Here is a 19,509-nt window from a genome sequence, read left to right as displayed (position 1 = left end):
GGGCCGACTGCGGCTGACGTGTGGGTTGGGGCAGTGTTTCACGTGAAACACTGCCCCAACCCATATACGTAATAAGCCGATTAGTGCCCTTAATTGGTTCCGATGCGCGCGAGCAGGTCGACGATCCGCTCCTGCACCTCGGGACTGGTGGACCGTTCGGCGAGGAACAGCACCGTCTCACCGGAGGCGAGCCTCGGCAGGTCGGCCTGGTCGACGGCGGCCGTGTAGACGACGAGCGGGGTGCGGTTCAACTGCCCGTTCGCCCGCAGCCAGTCCACGATTCCGGCCCGGCGACGCCGTACCTGAAGCAGGTCCATGACCACCAGGTTCGGCCGCAACTGCGAGGCCAGCGTGACCGCGTCGGCGTCGCTCGCGGCCCGTGCGACCTGCATCCCGCGCCGCTCCAGCGTCGCCGTCAGCGCGAGCGCGATCTCCGCGTGCTCCTCGATGAGCAGGACCCGCGGTGGATGCTGCTCACTGTCACGCGGGGCGAGCGCCTTCAGGAGTACGGCGGGGTCGGCGCCGTACGCCGCCTCGCGCGTCGCCTGCCCGAGACCGGCCGTCACCAGCACCGGAACCTCGGCGGCCACGGCGGCCTGGCGCAGCGACTGGAGCGCGGTCCGGGTGATCGGCCCGGTCAGTGGATCGACGAACAGCGCCGCTGGGAAGGCCGCGATCTGCGCGTCGACCTCCTCGCGCGAGTGCACGATGACGGGCCGGTACCCGCGGTCGCTGAGCGCCTGCTGCGTGGTGACGTCCGGCGCGGGCCACACCAGCAGCCGACGCGGGTTGTCCAGCGGCTCCGGCGGCAACTCGTCGTCCATGGGCCGCGGCTGCGGCTGGTCGGAGACCTCGACGGCTCCGCCGGGCCCGTCGAGCGGCTCGGGCCCCTCGGCGGCGTTCTCGTCCGGTGCTCCTATGGCGTACGAGCGCCCGGCCCCCTCGGTGAACCCGGGAAGCCGGGGAGTGCCCGGGGCGAGCTGTGTCTGCCCGGCGAGTGAGGGCTGCGTGGGCGAGGGCACCTGGCCGAGCGGGGCTTGCCCGGCGAGGGAGGGCTGACCCGGGACCGGGGCGGCGGGCGTGGCCTGAGCCGCCGGGGGTGTGGAGGCCTGGCCCGTCTGCGGGTGCGGGCGGGCCGTCGTCTCAGGCTGACCCGCGGGCTCGGGGCGCGTACCGAGCTTGCGGCGCCGACCGGAGCCGTTCGAGCCGTTGGTGCCGTGCGGGGGTGTGGCCGTCTGCGGCTGGCCCGGTGTCTGGGCCTGCGCCGCCTGCCGACTGAACGGCACGCCCTGCCCGAGCGTCCGCACGCTGATCGACCGCCCCTGCGTCGAGTTCGGGTCGACCGACGCGGCGGCGGCCTCGGCGGGCAGCGCCTGCCCGAGCCGGGGCTGCGCGATCCTCTCGGGAGGGAGCGGGGCGGCTGCCGCCTGGGGTGCGGGGGCGGCGGCAGGAGCAGCGGCCGGGATGTTCGGGTGCGGTGCTACGGCGGTGCCGGCGTCCGGGGTCGCGTCGTCGGCCGGGGGCCATGGCTGGGGCTGGGGCTGGGGCTGGGGCTGGGCAGCGGGTACGGCCTGGGCCGGGATCGCCTGGCCGGGGGCGAGCCCCTGGGCAAGGGCGGCCTGGGGCGCCGTACCCTGCGCCGGGACCTGCTGGTGCTGGGCCTGGGGAACGGGCTGGGGGGCCTGCTGCGGGACCTGTTGGGGAATCTGCTGGCCCTGGATGCCCTGTGCCGGGACGGCCTGACCGGGGAGAGGCTGCGCGACCGGCTGTCCGGGCGCCGGTTGCGAGGGAAGCCCCTGCGCGGGCAGCCCCTGTGCGGGAACTGCCTGTCCGGGCACGGCCTGGGCGACCTGGGCGGCGGGAACAGCCTGACCAGGCATGGCCTGCCCCTGTCCCGGTACGCCGCTCTGCTGACCGGGGGCGGCCTGGGCGGCGGTTGCCTGCGCCGGAGCCGCCTGCATGGGAGCAGCCTGGCCGGGAATCCCGCCCGGAGGCACGGTCCCCGGCTGTTCCGGAGCCTGGCGCGCACGGCGGCGACCGGTCGGAGCGGAGGTCGGGTGGGGCTGGGGCGGGGTGTGGTCGTCGTCAGGGTCGTGCACGAACCCGTCATGACGGCCACCGTCGTCGAACCGGTCGTCGACCGGCCCGGCGGGCGCAGCCGCGGCGCTTTCGTCCGTCCGGTCGGCCTGGGCCGGGGGCAGGGCGAACACCGGACGCGGGCCCGCCTCCTGAGCCTGAGCCGCACCGCGCTCGGCCGCCGCCGCCAGGGCCCGGCGACGACGTCCTGTGGGCTGCCCGTCCGCGCCGTCGTCGGCGGCGCCCTCCGCACCGGCGGCCCCGGAAGGAGCCGCGGGCAGGGCGGGCGGCAACGCGTGCTGCTCGCCTCCACCGAGCCGACCCGGAGCGCCCGGCACGCCCTGGGGCGGCACCGTCCCGCCCAGGCCGGTCCCTGCGGCAGCGGTGGATACACCGTGCTCGCCCGCCATGACGACCGCGCCGGTGGAGACACCGTCGCCACCGTTCGCATCGCCCGCGTCGGCGGGGCTGGGCCGACCACGCCGACGCCCCGTACCGCCGTCCCCCTCGGCCGAGGGCCGCACCTGAGGCTGGGACTGGGGCTGCATCTGGGGCTGAGGCTGAGCCTGGGGAGCGGGCGCCGAAGCCACGGCGGCCTCCTCGGCCGCACGCCTCCGGCGCCGCCCGGTGGGGGCGACCGCCGCGTTGCCGGATTCACCGGATTCGGTACCGGATTCGGTACCGGTCTCGACCTCGGGCGCGCCGTCCGCAACATCGGCCTCCAGGAAGGCGTCCACAGAGGACCGCCGGGCCCGTCGCCGCCCGCCGACACCACCGTTGCCGTCGCTGTCGCCGCCGCCCGACGCCTGCTCGGGCAAGGCCAGCTCGGCACCGCCCGACGCCTGCGGGACCTCGGCCTCGACCTCGGCCTCGGCGACCACCGCGCCCGCCCCGCCCCCGATGGGCACCTCAAGGACGTACGCACTGCCGCTCATGCCCGGCACCTCGTGCGTCTGGAGCACTCCGCCGTGGGCGCGCACGATCCCGCGCACGATCGGCTCGTGCACCGGGTCTCCCCCGGTGTACGGCCCTCGCACCTCGATCCGTACGACCTCACCGCGCTGCGCGGCGGCGACGACGACCGTGTTGTCCATGTAACCGCCGGCGGAGGCGGGCGAGTTGCCGGTCGCGTCGACGCCGGCGACGTCCGCGACGAGGTGCGCGAGGGCGGTCGCGAGGCGCTGCGGATCGACCTCGGCCTCAATGGGCGGCGCGTGCACGGCGAACTGGACGCGCCCGGGCCCGATCAGTTCGACGGCCCCGTCGACACCGGCGGCTACGACCGCGTCGAGCATCACCTTCGTACGGGTGATGGAGTCGACCCCCGTGTCGAGCCGCTGGTAGGAGAGGACGTTGTCGACCAGTGTGGTGATGCGCGAGTAACCGGCCGACAGGTGGTGCAGCACCTGGTTGGCCTCTGGCCACAGCTGCCCGGCGTCGTCGGCGGCGAGGGTGGCCAGTTCACGGCGCAGCTCGTCCAGGGGTCCGCGCAGCGAACGTCCGAGCAGCACGAGCAACTGCTCCTGCCGACCGGCCAGAGCCTCGTACCGGTCCTTCTCACGCTCCGCGAGCGCCGCGTACCGGTCCTCACCCGCGGCGAGTTCCTCCTCGTGCTCCTCGCGCAGCCGCTCGATCTCGGCGACGTGCTGCTGGCGCAGGGCGGTGAGCTCGGAGGCGTGCTCCTCGGCGACCCGCTCCAGCTCCTCCGCGTGCAGCCTGTCGGCGGCTTCCTTCTCCTCGGCGAGGGAGTCGTACGGACGCCGGTCGGTGAAGGTCATCACGGCGCCGACGAGTTGGTCACCGTCCCGGACGGGCGCGGTCGTCAGATCGACGGAGACCGGGTCCCCGCTCTTGGACCACAGCACCTGCCCGCGCACCCGGTGCTTGCGCCCGGACCGCAGGGTGTCGGCGAGCGGCGACTCGCCGTACGGGAAGGGCTCGCCGTCGGCGCGCGAGTGCAGGACGAGCGTGTGCAGCTCGCGCCCGCCGAGATCGCTGGCCCGGTAACCGAGTATCTGGGCGGCGGCCGGATTGACGAGAACGACCCGTCCCTCGGTGTCCGTCCCGACGACCCCCTCCGCGGCGGCACGCAGGATCATCTCGGTCTGACGTTGCGAACGTGCGAGTTCGGCCTCGGTGTCGACGGTGCCCGACAGATCCCGCACGACGAGCATGAGCAGCTCGTCATTGGTGTAGCCGTAGCTGTCGTACGCCTGCTGGCCGTTCTCGAGATTCGCACTGGTGACCTCGACGGGAAACTCGCTCCCGTCCGTGCGCCGGGCGATCATCCGGGTCGGCTTGGTCTGCCCGTGCGGGTCCATGGAATCGGGGCGCCGCATGGTGCCGGGGATCAGCCGCGAGTCGAACTCCGGCAGCAGATCGAGCAGCCCGCGCCCGACGAGAGCGGTGCCCGGGGTCTCGAAGGCCCCGAGGGCGATCGTATTGGCGTTGACGACGGTCCCATTGGCGTTGACCAGCACCAACGCATCGGGCAGCGCGTCGAGTATGGCTGCGAGGCGAGCAGCGCCTCGGGATGGCCTGCTGCTCACGAGACGCTTCCTCCCTGTTACCGCACCTTGCCTACCGCGGACGCCATCTTGCCTACCGGCCCGCAACGTGTCACGCGAGGGAGTCTAAGGGCAGTGGTTGCGCTCGCGACGCCGGATGAGAGGGAGGTCGCACGACGAAGTGACAGAGAGGCGGTGACGGCGCCCTTCACGCCACCTATGCGCTACGGGGCCCCTGCAGCTGTGGTGCGAGGGCCCGCGGGTGCCTTACCGCACCGGTCAGAAGCCTGACCAGGGGTGCTTGGTGGGGGTTCACCGAAGATCGGGCAGGAGGGGTACGAGCCGGTTCCAGCGGTCCACCTGGCACCCGTTGCCGCGGTCGAACGTGGCATCGACGGGACGCCCGGCCCAGGTTCCGGTCACATGTGCGGTCGCCGGACCGCCGTACATCATCGTGCAGACGCTGTCGGGGGACACGGGGGCGAACGGGTCCTTCCCCCACCGCGTCCCCCGGTCGAGCGATTCGCAGGCGTCCTCGGCGTCGGGGTGAGAGCCGCCACCGGGATGGCAGTACAACTCGAACCGCCCGTCACCGCGCCCACCGGTGCCGCGGACGGTGACGGTGAGGTGGTCGGAGGCCCGCCCCATGGGAGTGAGGAGGGGCGCGAAGGGCGAGAGGGGACGGGTCTGAGGGCCCGCGTCGGCGTACGCGGCCGAGGGCCCGGCGGAGAAGGAGGCCGCGGCGAGGGAGACGCCGGCGGTGGCGGCGAAGACGAGACGGCGGAGGGCACCCCCGGGACGGGCGCCGGGAGGGACAGCGGAGGCGGCGTGCGGAGCATGAGGGGGATGAGGGGAGTGAGAGGCGCGAGAGACGTGAGGGGCATGAGCGTTGACCTTGAACATGACTTGACTAACGCCTGACGCCGGAGGACGTTGCGCGAGCGGGGGGAGGGAGCGCGGGGGCAGCAGGGCCCACGGGGCCAACGGGGAGACCGGGCAGCACCTGTGCCACCACGCCGACCGCAGGCAGAACGGCTTTGCCCTGCGCCCTGCCTGCCTAGTACCGTGGGAGGCGATTGGTGACACCGCGCTCGTCTGTGTCATCATCTGCACGCACCACTCGCGCTCGCGCGGGGGGTTGTGCTGGAGGCGTCGCCTAGTCCGGTCTATGGCGCCGCACTGCTAATGCGGTTTGGGACTTACATCCCATCGAGGGTTCAAATCCCTCCGCCTCCGCACCTCATCCCGAAGCCCTGGTCATGACTGACCGGGGCTTCGGTCGTTCGCAGGCCCTCCAACAGGCCTAGAACGACCGTTTTCGCAGGTCAAGCAGGGTGCGGCAAACGGATTTCACCTGACGCCGCCAGTCATGTAATGTTGTTCCCGCAACGCCAACCGGGTCGAAAACCCCGGAGGGAAGAGCAAACACAACAAAAAACACAAGCACTCGTAGCTTAACGGATAGAGCATCTGACTACGGATCAGAAGGTTGCAGGTTCGAATCCTGCCGAGTGCACATAGGTGAGAGGCCCCGGAGAGATCCGGGGCCTCTCACGTTTCTGTGTTGATGCCTTCAAACGCGGTGCAGCTGCGGAGTGCTGGAGCCGATCACGCCCAGGAGAGGCGTTGGCCATCGGGGCCCACCTGTAGGCGGAGGCGGAGGCGGAGGCGGTCGGGGGTTGGTGCGCCTGCCGCGTGCCATGCGGTGACCTGCTTCGTGATGGTGTCCCAGAGCCGTTCGTTTTCTCCTTGTCGGACGGTCCACTGTTCGTCCGCGTCCTGGGTGAGGCATGCCCATGTCTTGAGGGGTGAGCTTTGCCGGGGCGCTGGTTCGCCGTCAACAGACCTCTGGGGCTCTGGTCCTCTGTGGGCTGAGGGCTTCTGCGTCGCGCCCGCCCTCTACGTGTCCGTCCCGCGGATCTCGTCCATGTACTCCCGGGCCAGTTTGCCCTGGCGGGTGAACCAGTCGGCCAGTACGGCGACTTCGTCGGGGGAGTAGTCGGCGATGAGGGTGGCCAGGCGGGCGTAGTAGGGCTCGTAGAGGGCGTAGGCCCGGGCGACGGCGGCCGGTTCGGCGGCCACGCGCACCCGGCGGCGGTCGCTGGGGTCGGGGCGGCGGGTGATGTAGCCCGCGCGTTCGAGGCGGTTGAGGATTCCGGTGACGGCCCCCGTGGTGACGTGGGCGCGCTCGGCCAGGTCCCCGGCGGTGAGCAGGTCCTCGCCGGCCTCCAGGACGAAGGCGAAGCAGGTGAGGTCGGTGACGTTCATGTCGAGGCGCCGCGCCATCTCCTGCTGGCTGAGCAGGTGCGTCGCGATGGTGTGGTCCATCTCCTTGAGCATCTGGGCGGGGGTCGCGGGCGGCCGGGGCGTGCCGCCCTGTGCGCCGGCGGTGTCGGGCGTGCCTTGCATCGCGAATCGCCTTAGCTCGTGAGAGGTTTTGTTGCTAAACTGCTTACGTCGTGAGAGATTCTCATTCTACTGGGGAGACGTGGTCGTGAGCACATACGACGAGGGGCACACCGTCGCCGGCTGGACCGGCACCGCCATCGCGACCGTCGGGTCCTGCGTGCTCGGGCTGGGCATCTGCACGACCTCGGCCCTCGTGGTGACCGCCGGGAGCGCGGTGGTGGCGGTCTCCGTCCTGGTCACCTGGGTACTGCATCTCACCGGGTGGGGGAAGCCGCCGGGTGTGCGGCCGGTGGGCGAGTGGCCGATGCGGGAACGGGACCGTTCGGCGCGGGCGGGGCATCCGGAGTGCGTGGGGTGCCGGCTCGCGGGACGGGGGAGGCGCGTGGGCAGGGCGGGTGCTGCGGCCAGTGTGCGCAGTGTGGCCGTTGCCGCCGAGGCAGTCCCGGAGCGCGTCTGACTCTTCTGCTGACTGACTCTCATTCTTTCTCACCCTCTCTGACCTGGGATCTTGTCATCCGACGGGGCGTTGTCAGTGGTAGCCCGTACTCTCGCAAGGGATGGCACAGGCGTGGAAATGCTCGGGGCTGCGGTGGACGGCGGACGGTCCCGTGCTGCGATGGGACGGTGGGCGCGGTAGTGCGCTGACCTGGGGGAAGAGGGTGGCCTTCGGGGTCACGGAAGGGGGCGTAAGGACATGTGTGGGAGCGCGGGGGAACGCCTGTCCGGTGCGGGCGGTGGTGTCGGGGCGGAGTACGGGGGCGCGGTGCGAGGAGTGTGCGCGGCTGGACCGGGCGCACTCGGTTGCCGCCGACACGATCGCGGACGATCCGCGGCCCTATCACGTATATCTGGCGTGGTTCGGGCCCGGGATGACCAAGGTCGGCATCACGGCGCTGGAGCGGGGCTCGGCGCGGCTGCTTGAGCAGGGTGCCGTCGCCTTCAGCTGGCTGGGCGTCGGCCCGCTGATGGCCGCCCGGCGTACGGAGGAGCTGCTGCGCGCCGCTCTCGGGGTTCCGGACCGGATTCCGTACGCCGACAAGCGGGCGGTGCGGGCCGCGCTGCCGGGGACAGCGGCGGAGCGGGCCGTCGAGGTCGAGGACCTGCATGCCCGGGCGGTGGGTCTTGGCGGCTGGCCCGAGTCCCTGGAGCGGGCGTCCTGCCAAGTCGTCGACCATGTCGGGGTGTTCGGGCTGGCCGGATTGACGGGGCCGGCGTCGGCCGTGGGTGCGGTGAGCGAGCTGGTCGCGGGGGGTGTTGTCGAGGGCGAGCTGGTGGCGGCGGCCGGGCCCGACCTGCATCTCGCGGTCGAGAGTGGGCGGCAGAACGAGCGGGGGGACGGGAAGGGCGACGGGAGGGTAGTGGTGGTGCTGGACACCCGACTGATGACCGGGTGGGAGCTGGTACCCGTCGGGAGCGGTGGACTCACCGTGCCTGTGCGGGAGTTCAAGGTGGCGAAGGAGTCGGCGGGGATGCAGGACGGGTTGTTCTGAGCCCCCGAGCCCCGCTCCCGCTCCATGCGGCGCCTTACGGCGAGTCACAGTGAGAGGGGATGACGGTGAGCGGCACGAGGGAAGCCCCGGCGGACGGAAACACCGGCGTCGACCGTGAGGTCACCGAGGTCCGGCGGTTCTGGACGCGGCTCGGGCTGCCCGGCCTCGTCGATGTGCACACGCACTTCATGCCCGAACGGGTGCTGCGCAAGGTCTGGGCGTATTTCGACGCCGTGGGGTCGGTGGACGACGGTGACGGCGGTGACGAGGGTGTCGAGTGGCCGATCACCTACCGGCTGGAGGAGGACGAACGGCTCGCGCTGATACGGGAGTTCGGGGTGCGGGCCTTCACCGCCATGCTCTACCCGCACAAGGCAGGCATGGCCCAGTGGCTCAATCAGTGGGCCACCGACTTCGCCGGCCGTACCCCCGACTGTCTGCACACTTCGACCCTGTTCCCGGAGCCGGGCGTCGAGGCGTACGTCCGGGAGGCCGTCGAGTCAGGCGCGCGCGTCTTCAAGGCACATGTGCAGGTGGGGGCGTACGACCCGGCCGACGAACTCCTCGACCCGGCCTGGGGACTGCTCGCCGAGGCCGGGACACCCGTGGTGATCCACTGCGGCTCCGGTCCGGCGCCCGGCAAGCACACCGGGCCCGAACCGATCGGGCGCGTGCTGGCCCGGCACCCCCGGCTGAGGCTGGTCGTCGCGCACATGGGCCTGCCCGAGTACGGGGACTTCCTCGGTCTCGCCGAGCGGTACGACGAGGTGTGGCTGGACACGACGATGGCGTTCACCGACTTCGCGGAGCGGATGGCCCCGTTCCCCCGGCCCGAACTCCCCCGGCTGGCGGACCTCGGTGACCGCGTCCTGCTCGGCTCGGACTTCCCGAACATCCCGTATCCGTACGTCCACCAGCTGCACGCCCTGGAGCGACTGGGCCTCGGGGACGACTGGCTGCGGGCCGTCTGCCACGACAACGGGGCGCGGCTGTTCGGGCTGGCGGATACGGATGAGAAGGGCCTGACGGCGATGTGAGTTCGAGGTGAGAGGGGGCGGTCAGTCGTGACAAAACGGGCGCGCGGAAGTGGGGTGCGTAACGTCGAAACAGGTTCGCCCAGGAGACGCACAGGATGCCCGATGGTGGTCTCAGGGGCTTCCCGGGGGTGGCTCCCGTGGCCTGTGGGGCTACGAAACGTGCAGGTCGGAGAAGTTTTCCAGGTTCACCGACAGGTGGTTCCACTCCCACCCCGCCGGCTTTCGGGGGCGGAAATTCCCAGGGGTTCCCTGAGAGGCGCCTGTGGGTTTCTCAGGAAAATCACAGGTTCCGGAAAGCTTGCTCTCAGAGGACACCGACATGGTTTCCGCTATGACCACGACCTCGCCCCAGGGGCGCACCGAACTGCTGAGGCCGGACGGGAGCCCCGTCCGAGTGCTTGTGGTGGACGACGAGTTGTCGATCACCGAGCTGCTGTCCATGGCCCTTCGCTACGAAGGCTGGCAGATCCGCAGCGCGGGTGACGGAACGGGTGCGGTGCAGACCGCGCGGGAGTTCCGGCCCGACGCCGTCGTTCTCGACATGATGCTGCCCGACATGGACGGCCTCACCGTCCTCGGCCGGCTGCGGCGCGAGCTGCCCGAGGTACCCGTGCTGTTCCTGACGGCGAAGGACGCCGTGGAGGACCGGATCGCGGGCCTCACCGCAGGCGGCGACGACTACGTCACCAAGCCGTTCAGTCTCGAAGAGGTCGTGGCACGCCTGCGCGGCCTGATCCGGCGCTCCGGTGCAGCCGACCGGCGCTCCGACTCCGTCCTGGTCGTCGGTGACCTCACCCTCGACGAGGACAGCCACGAGGTGTCGCGGGCCGGCGAGGGTATCCACCTCACGGCGACCGAGTTCGAGCTGCTGCGCTTTCTGATGCGCAACCCGCGGCGCGTGCTCAGCAAGGCGCAGATACTCGACCGCGTGTGGTCGTACGACTTCGGCGGCCAGGCGAACGTCGTCGAGCTGTACATCTCCTACCTGCGGCGGAAGATCGACGCCGGGCGCGAGCCGATGATCCACACGCGGCGCGGCGCCGGATATCTGATCAAACCCGCCGGCTGACCCCATGTCCTTGGTGGTGCCGCTCCGGAAGACGTGGTCGAGCCCGGTAGGAGGGCAGCACTGTGAGCAGTAAGAGGAAGGCGGGCGGGCAGCGGAGGCTGGGCAGGTCCGAGCAGAGGGCCCAGCGGCAGAGCAGGCCGCGGACTCTGCGTACGCGGCTCGTCGTCTCGGCGGTCTCGCTGATCGCCGTGGTCTGTGCCGTGATGGGCACGGTGACGACCATCGCGCTCCAACAGCACCTCTACAAGCAGTTGGACAACCAGGTCAGCGAGGCCGCCAACCGTGTCGGCGGGCCCCCGCCCGGGGAGCGCCCGGATGGTGAGAAGGACAACGGCCCGCTTCCCTACGGGGTGCCGGGCAGTAGCGGCTCGTCCTCTTCCTCCTCGTCCGCAACGGATTCCTCGTCCGCCGCAGATTCCTCGTCCACCACGGATTCCTCGTCCACCACCGCCGAGAAAGCCCCCTCCGGTGCGGGTACCCGTCCGATGACCGTCCAGCAACGGCTCACGGAGTTCATGAAGAGGGGCGGGACGCAGGAGGACACTGTCGTCGCCAGCGTCGACGCGAAGGGCGGTGTGACCCAGGCGTACATCGCCAAGATGCAGTCGACCACGAGCACGAGCGACACCGGCTTCAGCGACATGGCCGCCGTCAAACTCAACAAGACGCAGAGGGCCGAACTGGCCGCCGTCTCCCGCAGCGACGGCCTGCACACCGTCACCCTCACCGGGCTCGGTGAGTACCGGGTCAAGTACGTCACCAGCAACAACGGCAGCGGCAGCTACTACGTCGCCCTGCCCACCGAGTCGGTCACCACGACCATCAGCACCCTGATCCTCGTGGAGGTCAGTGTCACCACCGCCGGACTCGTCGCCGCCGGTATCGCGGGCTCGGTGCTGGTCGGCGTGGCCCTGCGCCCCCTCCGCAAGGTCGCCTCGACCGCCACCCGGGTCTCCGAACTCCCGCTGCACACGGGCGAGGTGACCCTCAACGAGCGTGTCGCGGAGTCCGAGACCGACCCGCACACCGAGGTCGGCCAGGTCGGCGCCGCTCTCAACCGGATGCTCGACCATGTGCACGGCGCCCTGCACTCGCGCCAGCAGAGCGAAATGCGCGTACGCCAGTTCGTAGCGGACGCCAGTCATGAACTGCGTACGCCGCTGGCGTCGATCCGCGGGTACGCCGAGCTGACGAGACGTGGACGCGAGGAGACCGGGCCCGACACCCGGCACGCCCTGGGGCGGATCGAGTCCGAGGCGGGGCGTATGACCCTCCTCGTCGAGGATCTGCTCCTGCTCGCCCGCCTCGACGCGGGCCGGCCGCTCCAGTTCGACCAGACCGACCTCGTACCGCTCGTCGTGGACACCGTCAGCGACGCGCGTGCCGCCGGTCGGGACCACAACTGGCGGCTCGACCTGCCCGACGAGCCCGCGCTGGTGTCGGCGGACGCGGCCCGGCTGCAGCAGGTGCTGGTGAACCTGCTGGCCAACGCCCGTACGCACACCCCGCCCGGGACGACCGTCACCGCGCGCGTGCAGCGGCGAGGGCCGTGGCTGTGCGTGGACGTGCAGGACGACGGACAGGGCATCCCGGCCGACCTGTTGCCGCATGTGTTCGAGAGGTTCGCGCGCGGTGACACCGCGCGCTCCCGGACCACCGGGTCCACCGGTCTCGGGCTCGCCATCGTGCAGGCCGTGGCGACCGCGCACGGCGGTGCGGTGACCGTCGACAGCGTGCCCGGACAGACCGTCTTCACGGTGCATCTGCCGGCCCTCGCCCCCGAAGCGGCACCCGAAACAAACTGGCAATCGGACTCACAGGCACAGCACAGTGCCACCACATGGGCGCAACAGGGGGCCTGACGAAAGTCGGTCCTATGCGAACCGACTCTTCTCCCGGCACCCTGCCGGCGCGGGAGCACCTCCCGGCCGCAGCAGCCGGTACGCCTGTCCTGGACGTAGTGATCCCCGTCTACAACGAGGAGAAGGACCTCCAGCCATGCGTGCTCAGACTGCACGAGCACCTCAAGCGCACGTTCCCGTACGCGTTCCGCATCACGGTTGCGGACAACGCGTCCACGGACACCACCCCCCTGGTGGCGGCGCGGCTGGCGGCGGAGATACCGGAGGTCAGGTCCTTCCGGCTGGAGCAGAAGGGGCGCGGCCGGGCCCTGCGGACGGTGTGGTCCGCGTCCGACGCGCCGATCCTCGCCTACATGGACGTCGACCTGTCGACCGACCTGAACGCCCTCCTGCCGCTGGTGGCACCGTTGATCTCCGGTCACTCGGACCTCGCGATCGGCTCCCGGCTGGCCCGCTCCTCGCGTGTCGTGCGCGGTGCCAAGCGGGAGTTCATCAGCCGGACGTACAACCTGATCCTGCGGGGCTCGCTCCAGGCCCGTTTCACGGACGCGCAGTGCGGATTCAAGGCCATCCGGCGTGATGTCGCCCAGATCCTGCTGCCGCTCATCGAGGACACCGGCTGGTTCTTCGACACCGAGATGCTGGTGCTCGCCGAGCGCGCGGGCCTGCGTATCCACGAGGTGCCGGTCGACTGGGTCGACGACCCGGACTCGACCGTCCACATCGTCAGGACGGCGACCGACGACCTGAAGGGGGTGTTGCGCGTGGGCAGGGCGCTGGCCACCGGCTCGCTGCCGCTGGACCGGCTCGCCCGCCCCTTCGGCGACGATCCGCGCGACCGCGACATCAAGGACGTACCGAAGGGGCTGGCCCGCCAGCTCGTCGGCTTCTGTGTGGTCGGCGGTATGTCGACCCTCTTCTACCTGGTGCTCTACAGCGCCTTCCGGGGCTTCGCCGGCTCGCAGATCGCCAACGCGCTCGCGCTGCTGGTCTCCGCCGTCGCGAACACCGCGGCCAACCGGCGCCTGACCTTCGGGGTGCGCGGCCGGGGCGGTGCGGTGCGCCACCAGGCGCAGGGCCTGGTCGTGTTCGGCATCGGACTCGCCCTCACCAGCGGTTCGCTCGCCGCCCTCAACGCGGCGACCAGCGACCCCGGGCACTCCACGGAACTGGCGGTGCTCATCGCCGCCAACCTCGCGGCGACGGTGCTGCGGTTCCTGCTCTTCAGGGCCTGGGTGTTCCCGGACCAGAACGACGAGCCGACCTCCTCGTCCATAGTGGTCGCCTCGCACACGCCGACCTCACCCGTCCACCAGGCGTACGCCGCCGGCCCGTACGCCAACGCGTCGTACGGCAACGGCAATGCGTACGGCAACGCCAACGCCAACGGGTCGTACGGCAATGCCGACGCTTCGTACGGCAATGCCGACGCTTCGTACGGCAACTCCCCTTACCGCACCGACCAGTTCCGCGCCGGTGATGTCGCGGACCGCACCTGGGGGGACCAGACCACGCGGCTCCAGCCGGTGCGCCCGCACGACAGTCAGGATCCGAGGAACCCGCGATGACCACTCACTTCGACCGGACGACTCATTCGGGCCCGGGGGGCGCGAGTCCTGGGGGTGCGAGCCCCTCGTACCCCCCGCCGGACTCAACAGCCGTACAGCAGACGGTGGTTCCCGAGACGGCCGGGGCGGCCGAACCGGCTCCCTCCTCCGGTGAGCCCAAGCAGCCCTTCGTCCGCAGACTGTGGCGCGGTCGGCCGGAGGACCACCGTTGGGTGCGGCCCGCGTTCCTGGCCTCACTGCTGGTGATCGGCGCGCTCTACACCTGGAACCTGACCGCCTCCGGATACGCCAACTCCTTCTACTCGGCGGCGGTTCAGGCCGGCAGCCAGTCCTGGAAGGCCTTCTTCTTCGGCTCCCTCGACTCGGCCAACGCCATCACCGTCGACAAGCCCCCGGCCTCCCTCTGGCCGATGTCGCTGTCGGTCCGGCTCTTCGGTCTCAACTCCTTCGCGATCCTGTTCCCGCAGGTCCTGATGGCCGTCGCCACAGCGGGTGTGCTGTACGCGTCGGTGCGGCGCCGGTTCAGCGCCACGGCCGGACTCCTCACGATGGCGGTCTTCGCGCTGACGCCCGTCGCCGTGCTGATGTTCCGCTTCAACAACCCGGACGCGCTCCTCGCGCTCCTCATGGCCGTCGCGGTCTACTGCACCCAGCGGGCCATGGAGAAGGCCGAGACGAAGTGGCTGGTCTGGGCGGGTACGGCGATCGGTTTCGCCTTCCTGGTCAAGACGCTCCAGGCCTTCCTGATCCTGCCGGTGCTGGCACTGGTGTACGTGATCTTCGCCCCGACCGGCGTCCGCAGGCGCATCGGGCAGGTACTGGCCGCCGGGCTCGCGATGATCGTCGCGGGTGGCTGGTGGGTGGCGATCGTCGAGCTGTGGCCGGCCTCCTCGCGCCCCTACATCGGCGGCTCACAGAACAACTCCTTCCTTGAACTGACCTTTGGATACAACGGACTTGGCCGTCTCAACGGCGAGGAGACCGGCAGCGTCGGCGGAGGCGGAGGTGGCGGGGGCAGCTGGGGCGAGACCGGCTGGGACCGGATGTTCAGCTCCAGCATCGGCGGCCAGATCGCCTGGCTGATCCCGGCCGCGCTGATCCTGCTCGTCGCGGCGATCTGGGCCGGTCGCAAGGCCAAGCGCACGGACACCGCCCGTGCCGGGCTCCTCCTCTGGGGCGGCTCGCTGCTGATCACCATGGTGATCTTCAGCTTTATGCAGGGCATCTTCCACGAGTACTACACCGTCGCCCTCGCCCCCTACATCGCGCCGTTGGTCGGCATGGGCGCGGCCCAGCTCTGGCAGGAGCGGGACAGGATGTGGGCGTCGCTGACGCTCGCGGGTGCCATGACAGCCACCGCGGTCTGGGGGTACGTCCTCCTCAACCGCTCCTCCGACTACCTGCCCTGGCTGAAGTGGCTGGTGCTGGTGGGCGGTCTGACGGCCGCGCTCGGGCTCATCTTCGTCAACCGGCTCGGGCGTCGACTTTCCCTGGCTGTGGTCGGGTTGAGCTTCGTCACGGCGGTGGCCGGCCCGACCGCGTACTCCCTCACCACCCTCAACGAGGGTCACTCCGGCTCGATCGTCACGGCGGGTCCGTCCGTGATGGGCGGTCGCGGTGGGTTCGGCGGAGGCGGCGGTATGCCTGGCGGCATGGGCGGCGGTCCTGGCGGCCTGCCGGGTCAGCAGAACGGCAACGGCAACACCCAGGGCGGCCAGGGCAACCAGCAGGGTGGTGGCATGGGCCAGCCCCCGACGGGTGGCCTCCCCGGCGGCGGCAACAACACCCAGGGCAATCAGCAGGGGGGCATGCCTGGCGGCGGCATGATGGGCGAGGGCGGCGGCATGGGTGGCGGCGGTGGCGTGGGCGGTCTGCTCAACGGCGCCAGCGTCAGCACCGAGGCCAAGGCCCTGCTGGAGAAGAACGCGAGTGACTACACCTGGGCCGCGGCGGCCATCGGCGCCCAGAACGCGGCGAGTTACCAACTCTCCACCGGCGACCCGGTGATGGCGATCGGCGGCTTCAACGGCACCGACCCGTCCCCGACGCTGGCCGAGTTCAAGAAGTACGTGGAGGACGGCAAGATCCACTACTTCATCTCCAGCGGCTCGGGCGGCGGTGGTATGGGCGGCAGCAGCACCACGAGCACGTCGTCCCAGATCAGCTCGTGGGTCGAGAGCAACTTCAAGGAGGTGACGGTGGGTTCGGCGACCTTCTACGACCTCACCCAGCCGACGAGCGGCAGTTGATCGGTAGCGGCTGAGGGTTCTCTTTCCCCGGTGGTGGCCCGGAGCGATCGCGAAGTCCCGATCCCGCTCCGGGCCACCGCTTCCCTGTTTGTTGTACGCCGTACAGGAACTGTTCTACGGTGTACAGCATGTCTACGTCCCTGCCAGGCGACCTCCAAGGCGACCTCCAAGGCCATTCCCAGGGCCACCCCCAGCGCTGGCTGATCCTTGGTGTCATCTGTCTCGCGCAGCTCACCGTGCTGCTCGACAACACCGTCCTGAACGTCGCGATCCCCTCCCTCACCCGGGAGTTGGGCGCCGGTACCGCCGACATTCAGTGGATGATCAACGCGTACTCGCTGGTCCAGTCGGGCCTGCTGCTCACCGCCGGCAGCGCGGCCGACCGCTACGGCCGCAAGAGGATGCTGATCGCGGGGCTGGTGCTGTTCGGAGTGGGCTCACTGGCCGCCGGACTGGCCGACAGCACAGGCCAGTTGATCGCGGCGCGCGCCGGGATGGGCGTCGGCGGCGCGCTGCTGATGACGACCACTCTCGCCGTGGCGATGCAGATCTTCACGCCCGAGGAGCAGTCGAAGGCCATCGGCATCTGGGCCGCGGTGAACTCGCTGGGTTTCGCGACCGGCCCGCTCCTCGGCGGCTTCATGCTGAACCACTTCTGGTGGGGCGCGATCTTCCTCATCAACATCCCGGTCGCGGCGCTGGGGTTGGTGGCGGTCGTGGCCCTCGTACCCGAGTCGAGGAACCCCACCGGCGAGAGCCCCGACCTCCTCGGTGCACTGCTCTCCACGATCGGCATGTCCTCGCTGGTGTTCGCGATCATCTCCGGGCCCGAGCACGGCTGGACGTCCGGCCGGGTACTGGTGGCGGCGGCCGTCGCGGTCGTGGTGCTGGGCGCCTTCGCGTACTGGGAGAACCGGATCCCGTACCCCATGCTCGACATGCACTTCTTCAGGAACCGGCGGTTCACGGGAGCGGTAGCGGGTGCGGTGCTGATCACCTTCGGGATGGGCGGGTCGCTCTTCCTGCTCACCCAGCACATGCAGTTCGTGCTCGGCTACGGCCCGTTGGAGGCCGGGCTGCGTACGGCACCGCTCGCCCTCGCGATCGTTGCGCTCAACTTCACCGGTGTGTCGGCGAGATGGGCGGCCAGGCTCGGGACCCCGCTCGCCATCGGGCTGGGCATGACGCTGATGGCGTGCGGCCTGGTCTCCATCGCGACGGTTGCCTCCGGCGGTTACGCGGGTACGTTGCTGGGCCTGTTGCTCATCGGTACCGGGGCCGCGGTGGCCAGCCCGGCGATGGCCCACGCGATCATGAGCTCGATCCCGCCGGAGAAGGCGGGCGTCGGGGCGGGGATCAACGGCACGGTGGCGGAGTTCGGGCAGGGGCTGGGCGTCGCGGTGCTCGGTGCTGTGCTGAACTCGCGGTTCGCGGCGCTTGTTCCGGTGGCGGCGAGTTCCCTGCCGGGGGCGTTGGCGGAGGCGGGGTCGGCGTCCGAGAGGGCGCGGATCACTGAAGCGTTCGCCTCCGGGTTGGAGACCAGCCAGTTGGTGGGGGCTGGGGCGGTGTTGCTGGGCGGGGTGGTTGCAGCGGTGTTGTTGCGCAGGGCGGAGCGGGCAGAGTCCGAGGTGGATGTGGGCGCGGTCGCCTAGGAGCTCGGGCGGTTCTGTCCGGTTGCGCCTGCGGGTTCGTCGTGGTTGATCGCGCAGTTCCCCACGCCCCTGTCGGGGCGCCTAGCATGACCTGCGTTTGAAAGCTGACGAAAGGTACGGCCATGGTGAGGGCAGCCGAGGGGCCGGCGCGGACCAGCGTGTGGTTGGACGGGAAAGCCGCGCGCCGGAGTGGTGGTGGCCGCGCCGGGCAGCCCTCCGGGCTCGACCGGGACCGGATCACCGAGGTGACCGTCCGTCTGCTGGACGCGGAGGGGCTGGCAAGGTTCTCGATGCGGCGTCTTGCCGCCGAGCTGAACGTCACGGCGATGTCCGTGTACTGGTACGTGGACACCAAGGACGACCTGCTCGAACTCGCCCTGGACGCCGCCTTCGCCGAACTGGGCCTGCCCGCCCCGGAGGCCGACGGCGACGACTGGCGGGACCAGCTGCGGATGCTGGCCGGCGAGTACCGCACCCTGCTGGTCCGCCACCCCTGGGTGTCGCCGCTCGCCGGGACCTACCTCAACATCGGCCCGCACTCGCAGGCATTCTCGCGAGCCGTCCAGCGCGTCCTGCGCCGTACCGGCCTGCCCGCGCGGGGCCTCACGGGCGCGATCGCCGCCGTCTTCCAGTTCGTGTACGGATTCGGCACGATCGAGGGCCACTTCATCGCCCGCTGCACGGACGCCGGCATGACCCAGGACGCCTACTTCCAGCACGCGATGAGCGCCGTCGGGGCCGCCCCGGAGGCCGCCGAGTTCATCCAGGAGTCGGCGGACATGATGGAGGCGCGGGGCGGCGGCACGGTGGAGGAGATGCGCGAGCGGGACTTCGACTTCGCGCTGGAGCTGCTGGTGGCGGGGATCGAGGCGATGGTGGAGACCCACCCAGGGGGCGCGGGGAACGGCGCGATCAACCACCAACCACCCGCAGCCGCAACCGCAACCGAACAGAACCCCCCGAGTTCATAGGCGCCCGGTCACTCCGGCGGAGCCAACCGCGCCGGGAACCCACCGGTAGCCACCGGCCCCCACTTCTCGGGCGTCACCCGGATGATCGACTTACCCTGCTTCACCATCGCGGCGCGGTACTCGTCCCAGTCCGGGTGTTCCCCGGAGATGTTCCGGAAGTACTCCACCAGCGGCTCGACCGAGTCCGGGGAGTCGATGACCTCCGCCGTGCCGTCGATCTGGACCCACGGCCCGTCCCACTCGTCGCTGAGCACGAGCAGGCTGACGCGCTCGTCCCGCTTGGCGTTGCGCGTCTTGGCGCGCTCGGGGTACGTCGACACCACGACCCGCCCCGAGTCGTCGACCCCGCAGGTCAGCGGCGAGGCCTGAGGGGACCCGTCCGCGCGCCGGGTGAGGAGGATCGCCCGGTGGCGGGGCCGCACGAAGTCGAGCAGCTCGGCCAGGGACACGGCGGTGTTCGTAGCGATGTTCGGTGCCATGGCGCCAGCCTAGGCGCAGGGGAGCCGCAGGGCCTGTCCCGGCTGGGCCTGTGTTCGGAGCTGCGGCAAGGGGAGTCGGTGAAGCTTCCCCTTGATCGTGGACACCTGGAGACTGGGACCTGGGGTTCCAGAGGAAGTAG

Annotated in this window: 13 protein-coding genes and 2 tRNA genes; 11 read left to right on the top strand and 4 right to left on the bottom strand. The window is 70.7% G+C overall.

Going from position 1 to position 19,509, the window contains the following annotated elements; translation table 11 throughout:
- Positions 1-89 precede the first annotated feature (89 nt).
- Both IEY89_RS38200 and IEY89_RS38195 read right to left on the bottom strand, forming a co-directional pair.
- The gene (locus IEY89_RS38200) at positions 90-4,625 is read right to left on the bottom strand and encodes a hybrid sensor histidine kinase/response regulator (RefSeq protein WP_189152133.1); all 4,536 of its coding nucleotides are present in this window, start codon (positions 4,623-4,625) and stop codon (positions 90-92) included.
- Between the two features lie 270 nt (positions 4,626-4,895).
- Complete coding sequence (locus tag IEY89_RS38195; protein WP_189152132.1) at positions 4,896-5,486, bottom strand: SSI family serine proteinase inhibitor; 591 nt, start codon at positions 5,484-5,486, stop codon at positions 4,896-4,898.
- Positions 5,487-5,728: 242 nt separating this feature from the next.
- Between IEY89_RS38195 and IEY89_RS38190 the strand changes: the two genes are divergently transcribed.
- Both IEY89_RS38190 and IEY89_RS38185 read left to right on the top strand, forming a co-directional pair.
- Positions 5,729-5,819 (top strand) — tRNA-Ser (locus IEY89_RS38190).
- Between the two features lie 207 nt (positions 5,820-6,026).
- Positions 6,027-6,099: transfer RNA gene (locus IEY89_RS38185), tRNA-Arg, on the top strand.
- Between the two features lie 383 nt (positions 6,100-6,482).
- On the opposite strand, the gene IEY89_RS38180 is transcribed toward IEY89_RS38185, so the two are convergent.
- Positions 6,483-6,992, bottom strand: a complete 510-nt coding sequence (locus tag IEY89_RS38180) for a MarR family transcriptional regulator (RefSeq protein ID WP_229695678.1) — start codon at positions 6,990-6,992, stop codon at positions 6,483-6,485.
- Between the two features lie 79 nt (positions 6,993-7,071).
- Here IEY89_RS38180 and IEY89_RS38175 point away from each other — a divergent pair, with 79 nt between their 5' ends.
- The 9 genes from IEY89_RS38175 (at position 7,072) to IEY89_RS38135 (ending at position 18,890) form a co-directional block, all read left to right on the top strand.
- The gene (locus IEY89_RS38175) at positions 7,072-7,449 is read left to right on the top strand and encodes an HGxxPAAW family protein (protein WP_373287344.1); all 378 of its coding nucleotides are present in this window, start codon (positions 7,072-7,074) and stop codon (positions 7,447-7,449) included.
- Between the two features lie 100 nt (positions 7,450-7,549).
- On the top strand, positions 7,550-8,482 hold the full coding sequence (locus tag IEY89_RS38170; RefSeq protein ID WP_189152130.1) for a DUF2797 domain-containing protein: 933 nt from the start codon (positions 7,550-7,552) through the stop codon (positions 8,480-8,482).
- 65 nt (positions 8,483-8,547) lie between these two features.
- Positions 8,548-9,519 (top strand): amidohydrolase family protein, encoded by a 972-nt coding sequence (locus IEY89_RS38165; RefSeq protein ID WP_229695677.1) that lies wholly within the window; start codon positions 8,548-8,550, stop codon positions 9,517-9,519.
- Between the two features lie 331 nt (positions 9,520-9,850).
- Complete coding sequence (locus tag IEY89_RS38160; RefSeq protein WP_189152128.1) at positions 9,851-10,588, top strand: response regulator transcription factor; 738 nt, start codon at positions 9,851-9,853, stop codon at positions 10,586-10,588.
- Between the two features lie 62 nt (positions 10,589-10,650).
- Entirely contained in the window at positions 10,651-12,450 is a 1,800-nt protein-coding gene (locus tag IEY89_RS38155) for a HAMP domain-containing sensor histidine kinase (RefSeq protein ID WP_189152127.1), read from the top strand.
- 14 nt (positions 12,451-12,464) lie between these two features.
- Positions 12,465-14,018, top strand: a complete 1,554-nt coding sequence (locus IEY89_RS38150; RefSeq protein WP_189152126.1) for a bifunctional glycosyltransferase family 2/GtrA family protein — start codon at positions 12,465-12,467, stop codon at positions 14,016-14,018.
- Entirely contained in the window at positions 14,015-16,267 is a 2,253-nt protein-coding gene (locus IEY89_RS38145; RefSeq protein ID WP_189152125.1) for an ArnT family glycosyltransferase, read from the top strand. The genes IEY89_RS38150 and IEY89_RS38145 overlap by 4 nt, the downstream gene beginning before the upstream one ends.
- Before the next feature lie 128 nt (positions 16,268-16,395).
- Entirely contained in the window at positions 16,396-17,919 is a 1,524-nt protein-coding gene (locus IEY89_RS38140; RefSeq protein WP_189152124.1) for an MFS transporter, read from the top strand.
- Positions 17,920-18,041: 122 nt separating this feature from the next.
- Positions 18,042-18,890: a TetR/AcrR family transcriptional regulator gene (locus IEY89_RS38135; protein ID WP_229695676.1), complete on the top strand. Its 849-nt coding sequence runs from the start codon at positions 18,042-18,044 to the stop codon at positions 18,888-18,890.
- A gap of 8 nt (positions 18,891-18,898) precedes the next feature.
- On the opposite strand, the gene IEY89_RS38130 is transcribed toward IEY89_RS38135, so the two are convergent.
- Positions 18,899-19,369, bottom strand: coding sequence for a PPOX class F420-dependent oxidoreductase (locus IEY89_RS38130; protein ID WP_189152123.1), 471 nt, complete (start codon positions 19,367-19,369; stop codon positions 18,899-18,901).
- Positions 19,370-19,509 lie beyond the last annotated feature (140 nt).

The sequence above is a fragment of the Streptomyces lacrimifluminis genome (genome assembly GCF_014646095.1).
Lineage (GTDB): Bacteria > Actinomycetota > Actinomycetes > Streptomycetales > Streptomycetaceae > Streptomyces > Streptomyces lacrimifluminis.
This window is presented reverse-complemented; position numbering and strand designations above follow the sequence as displayed.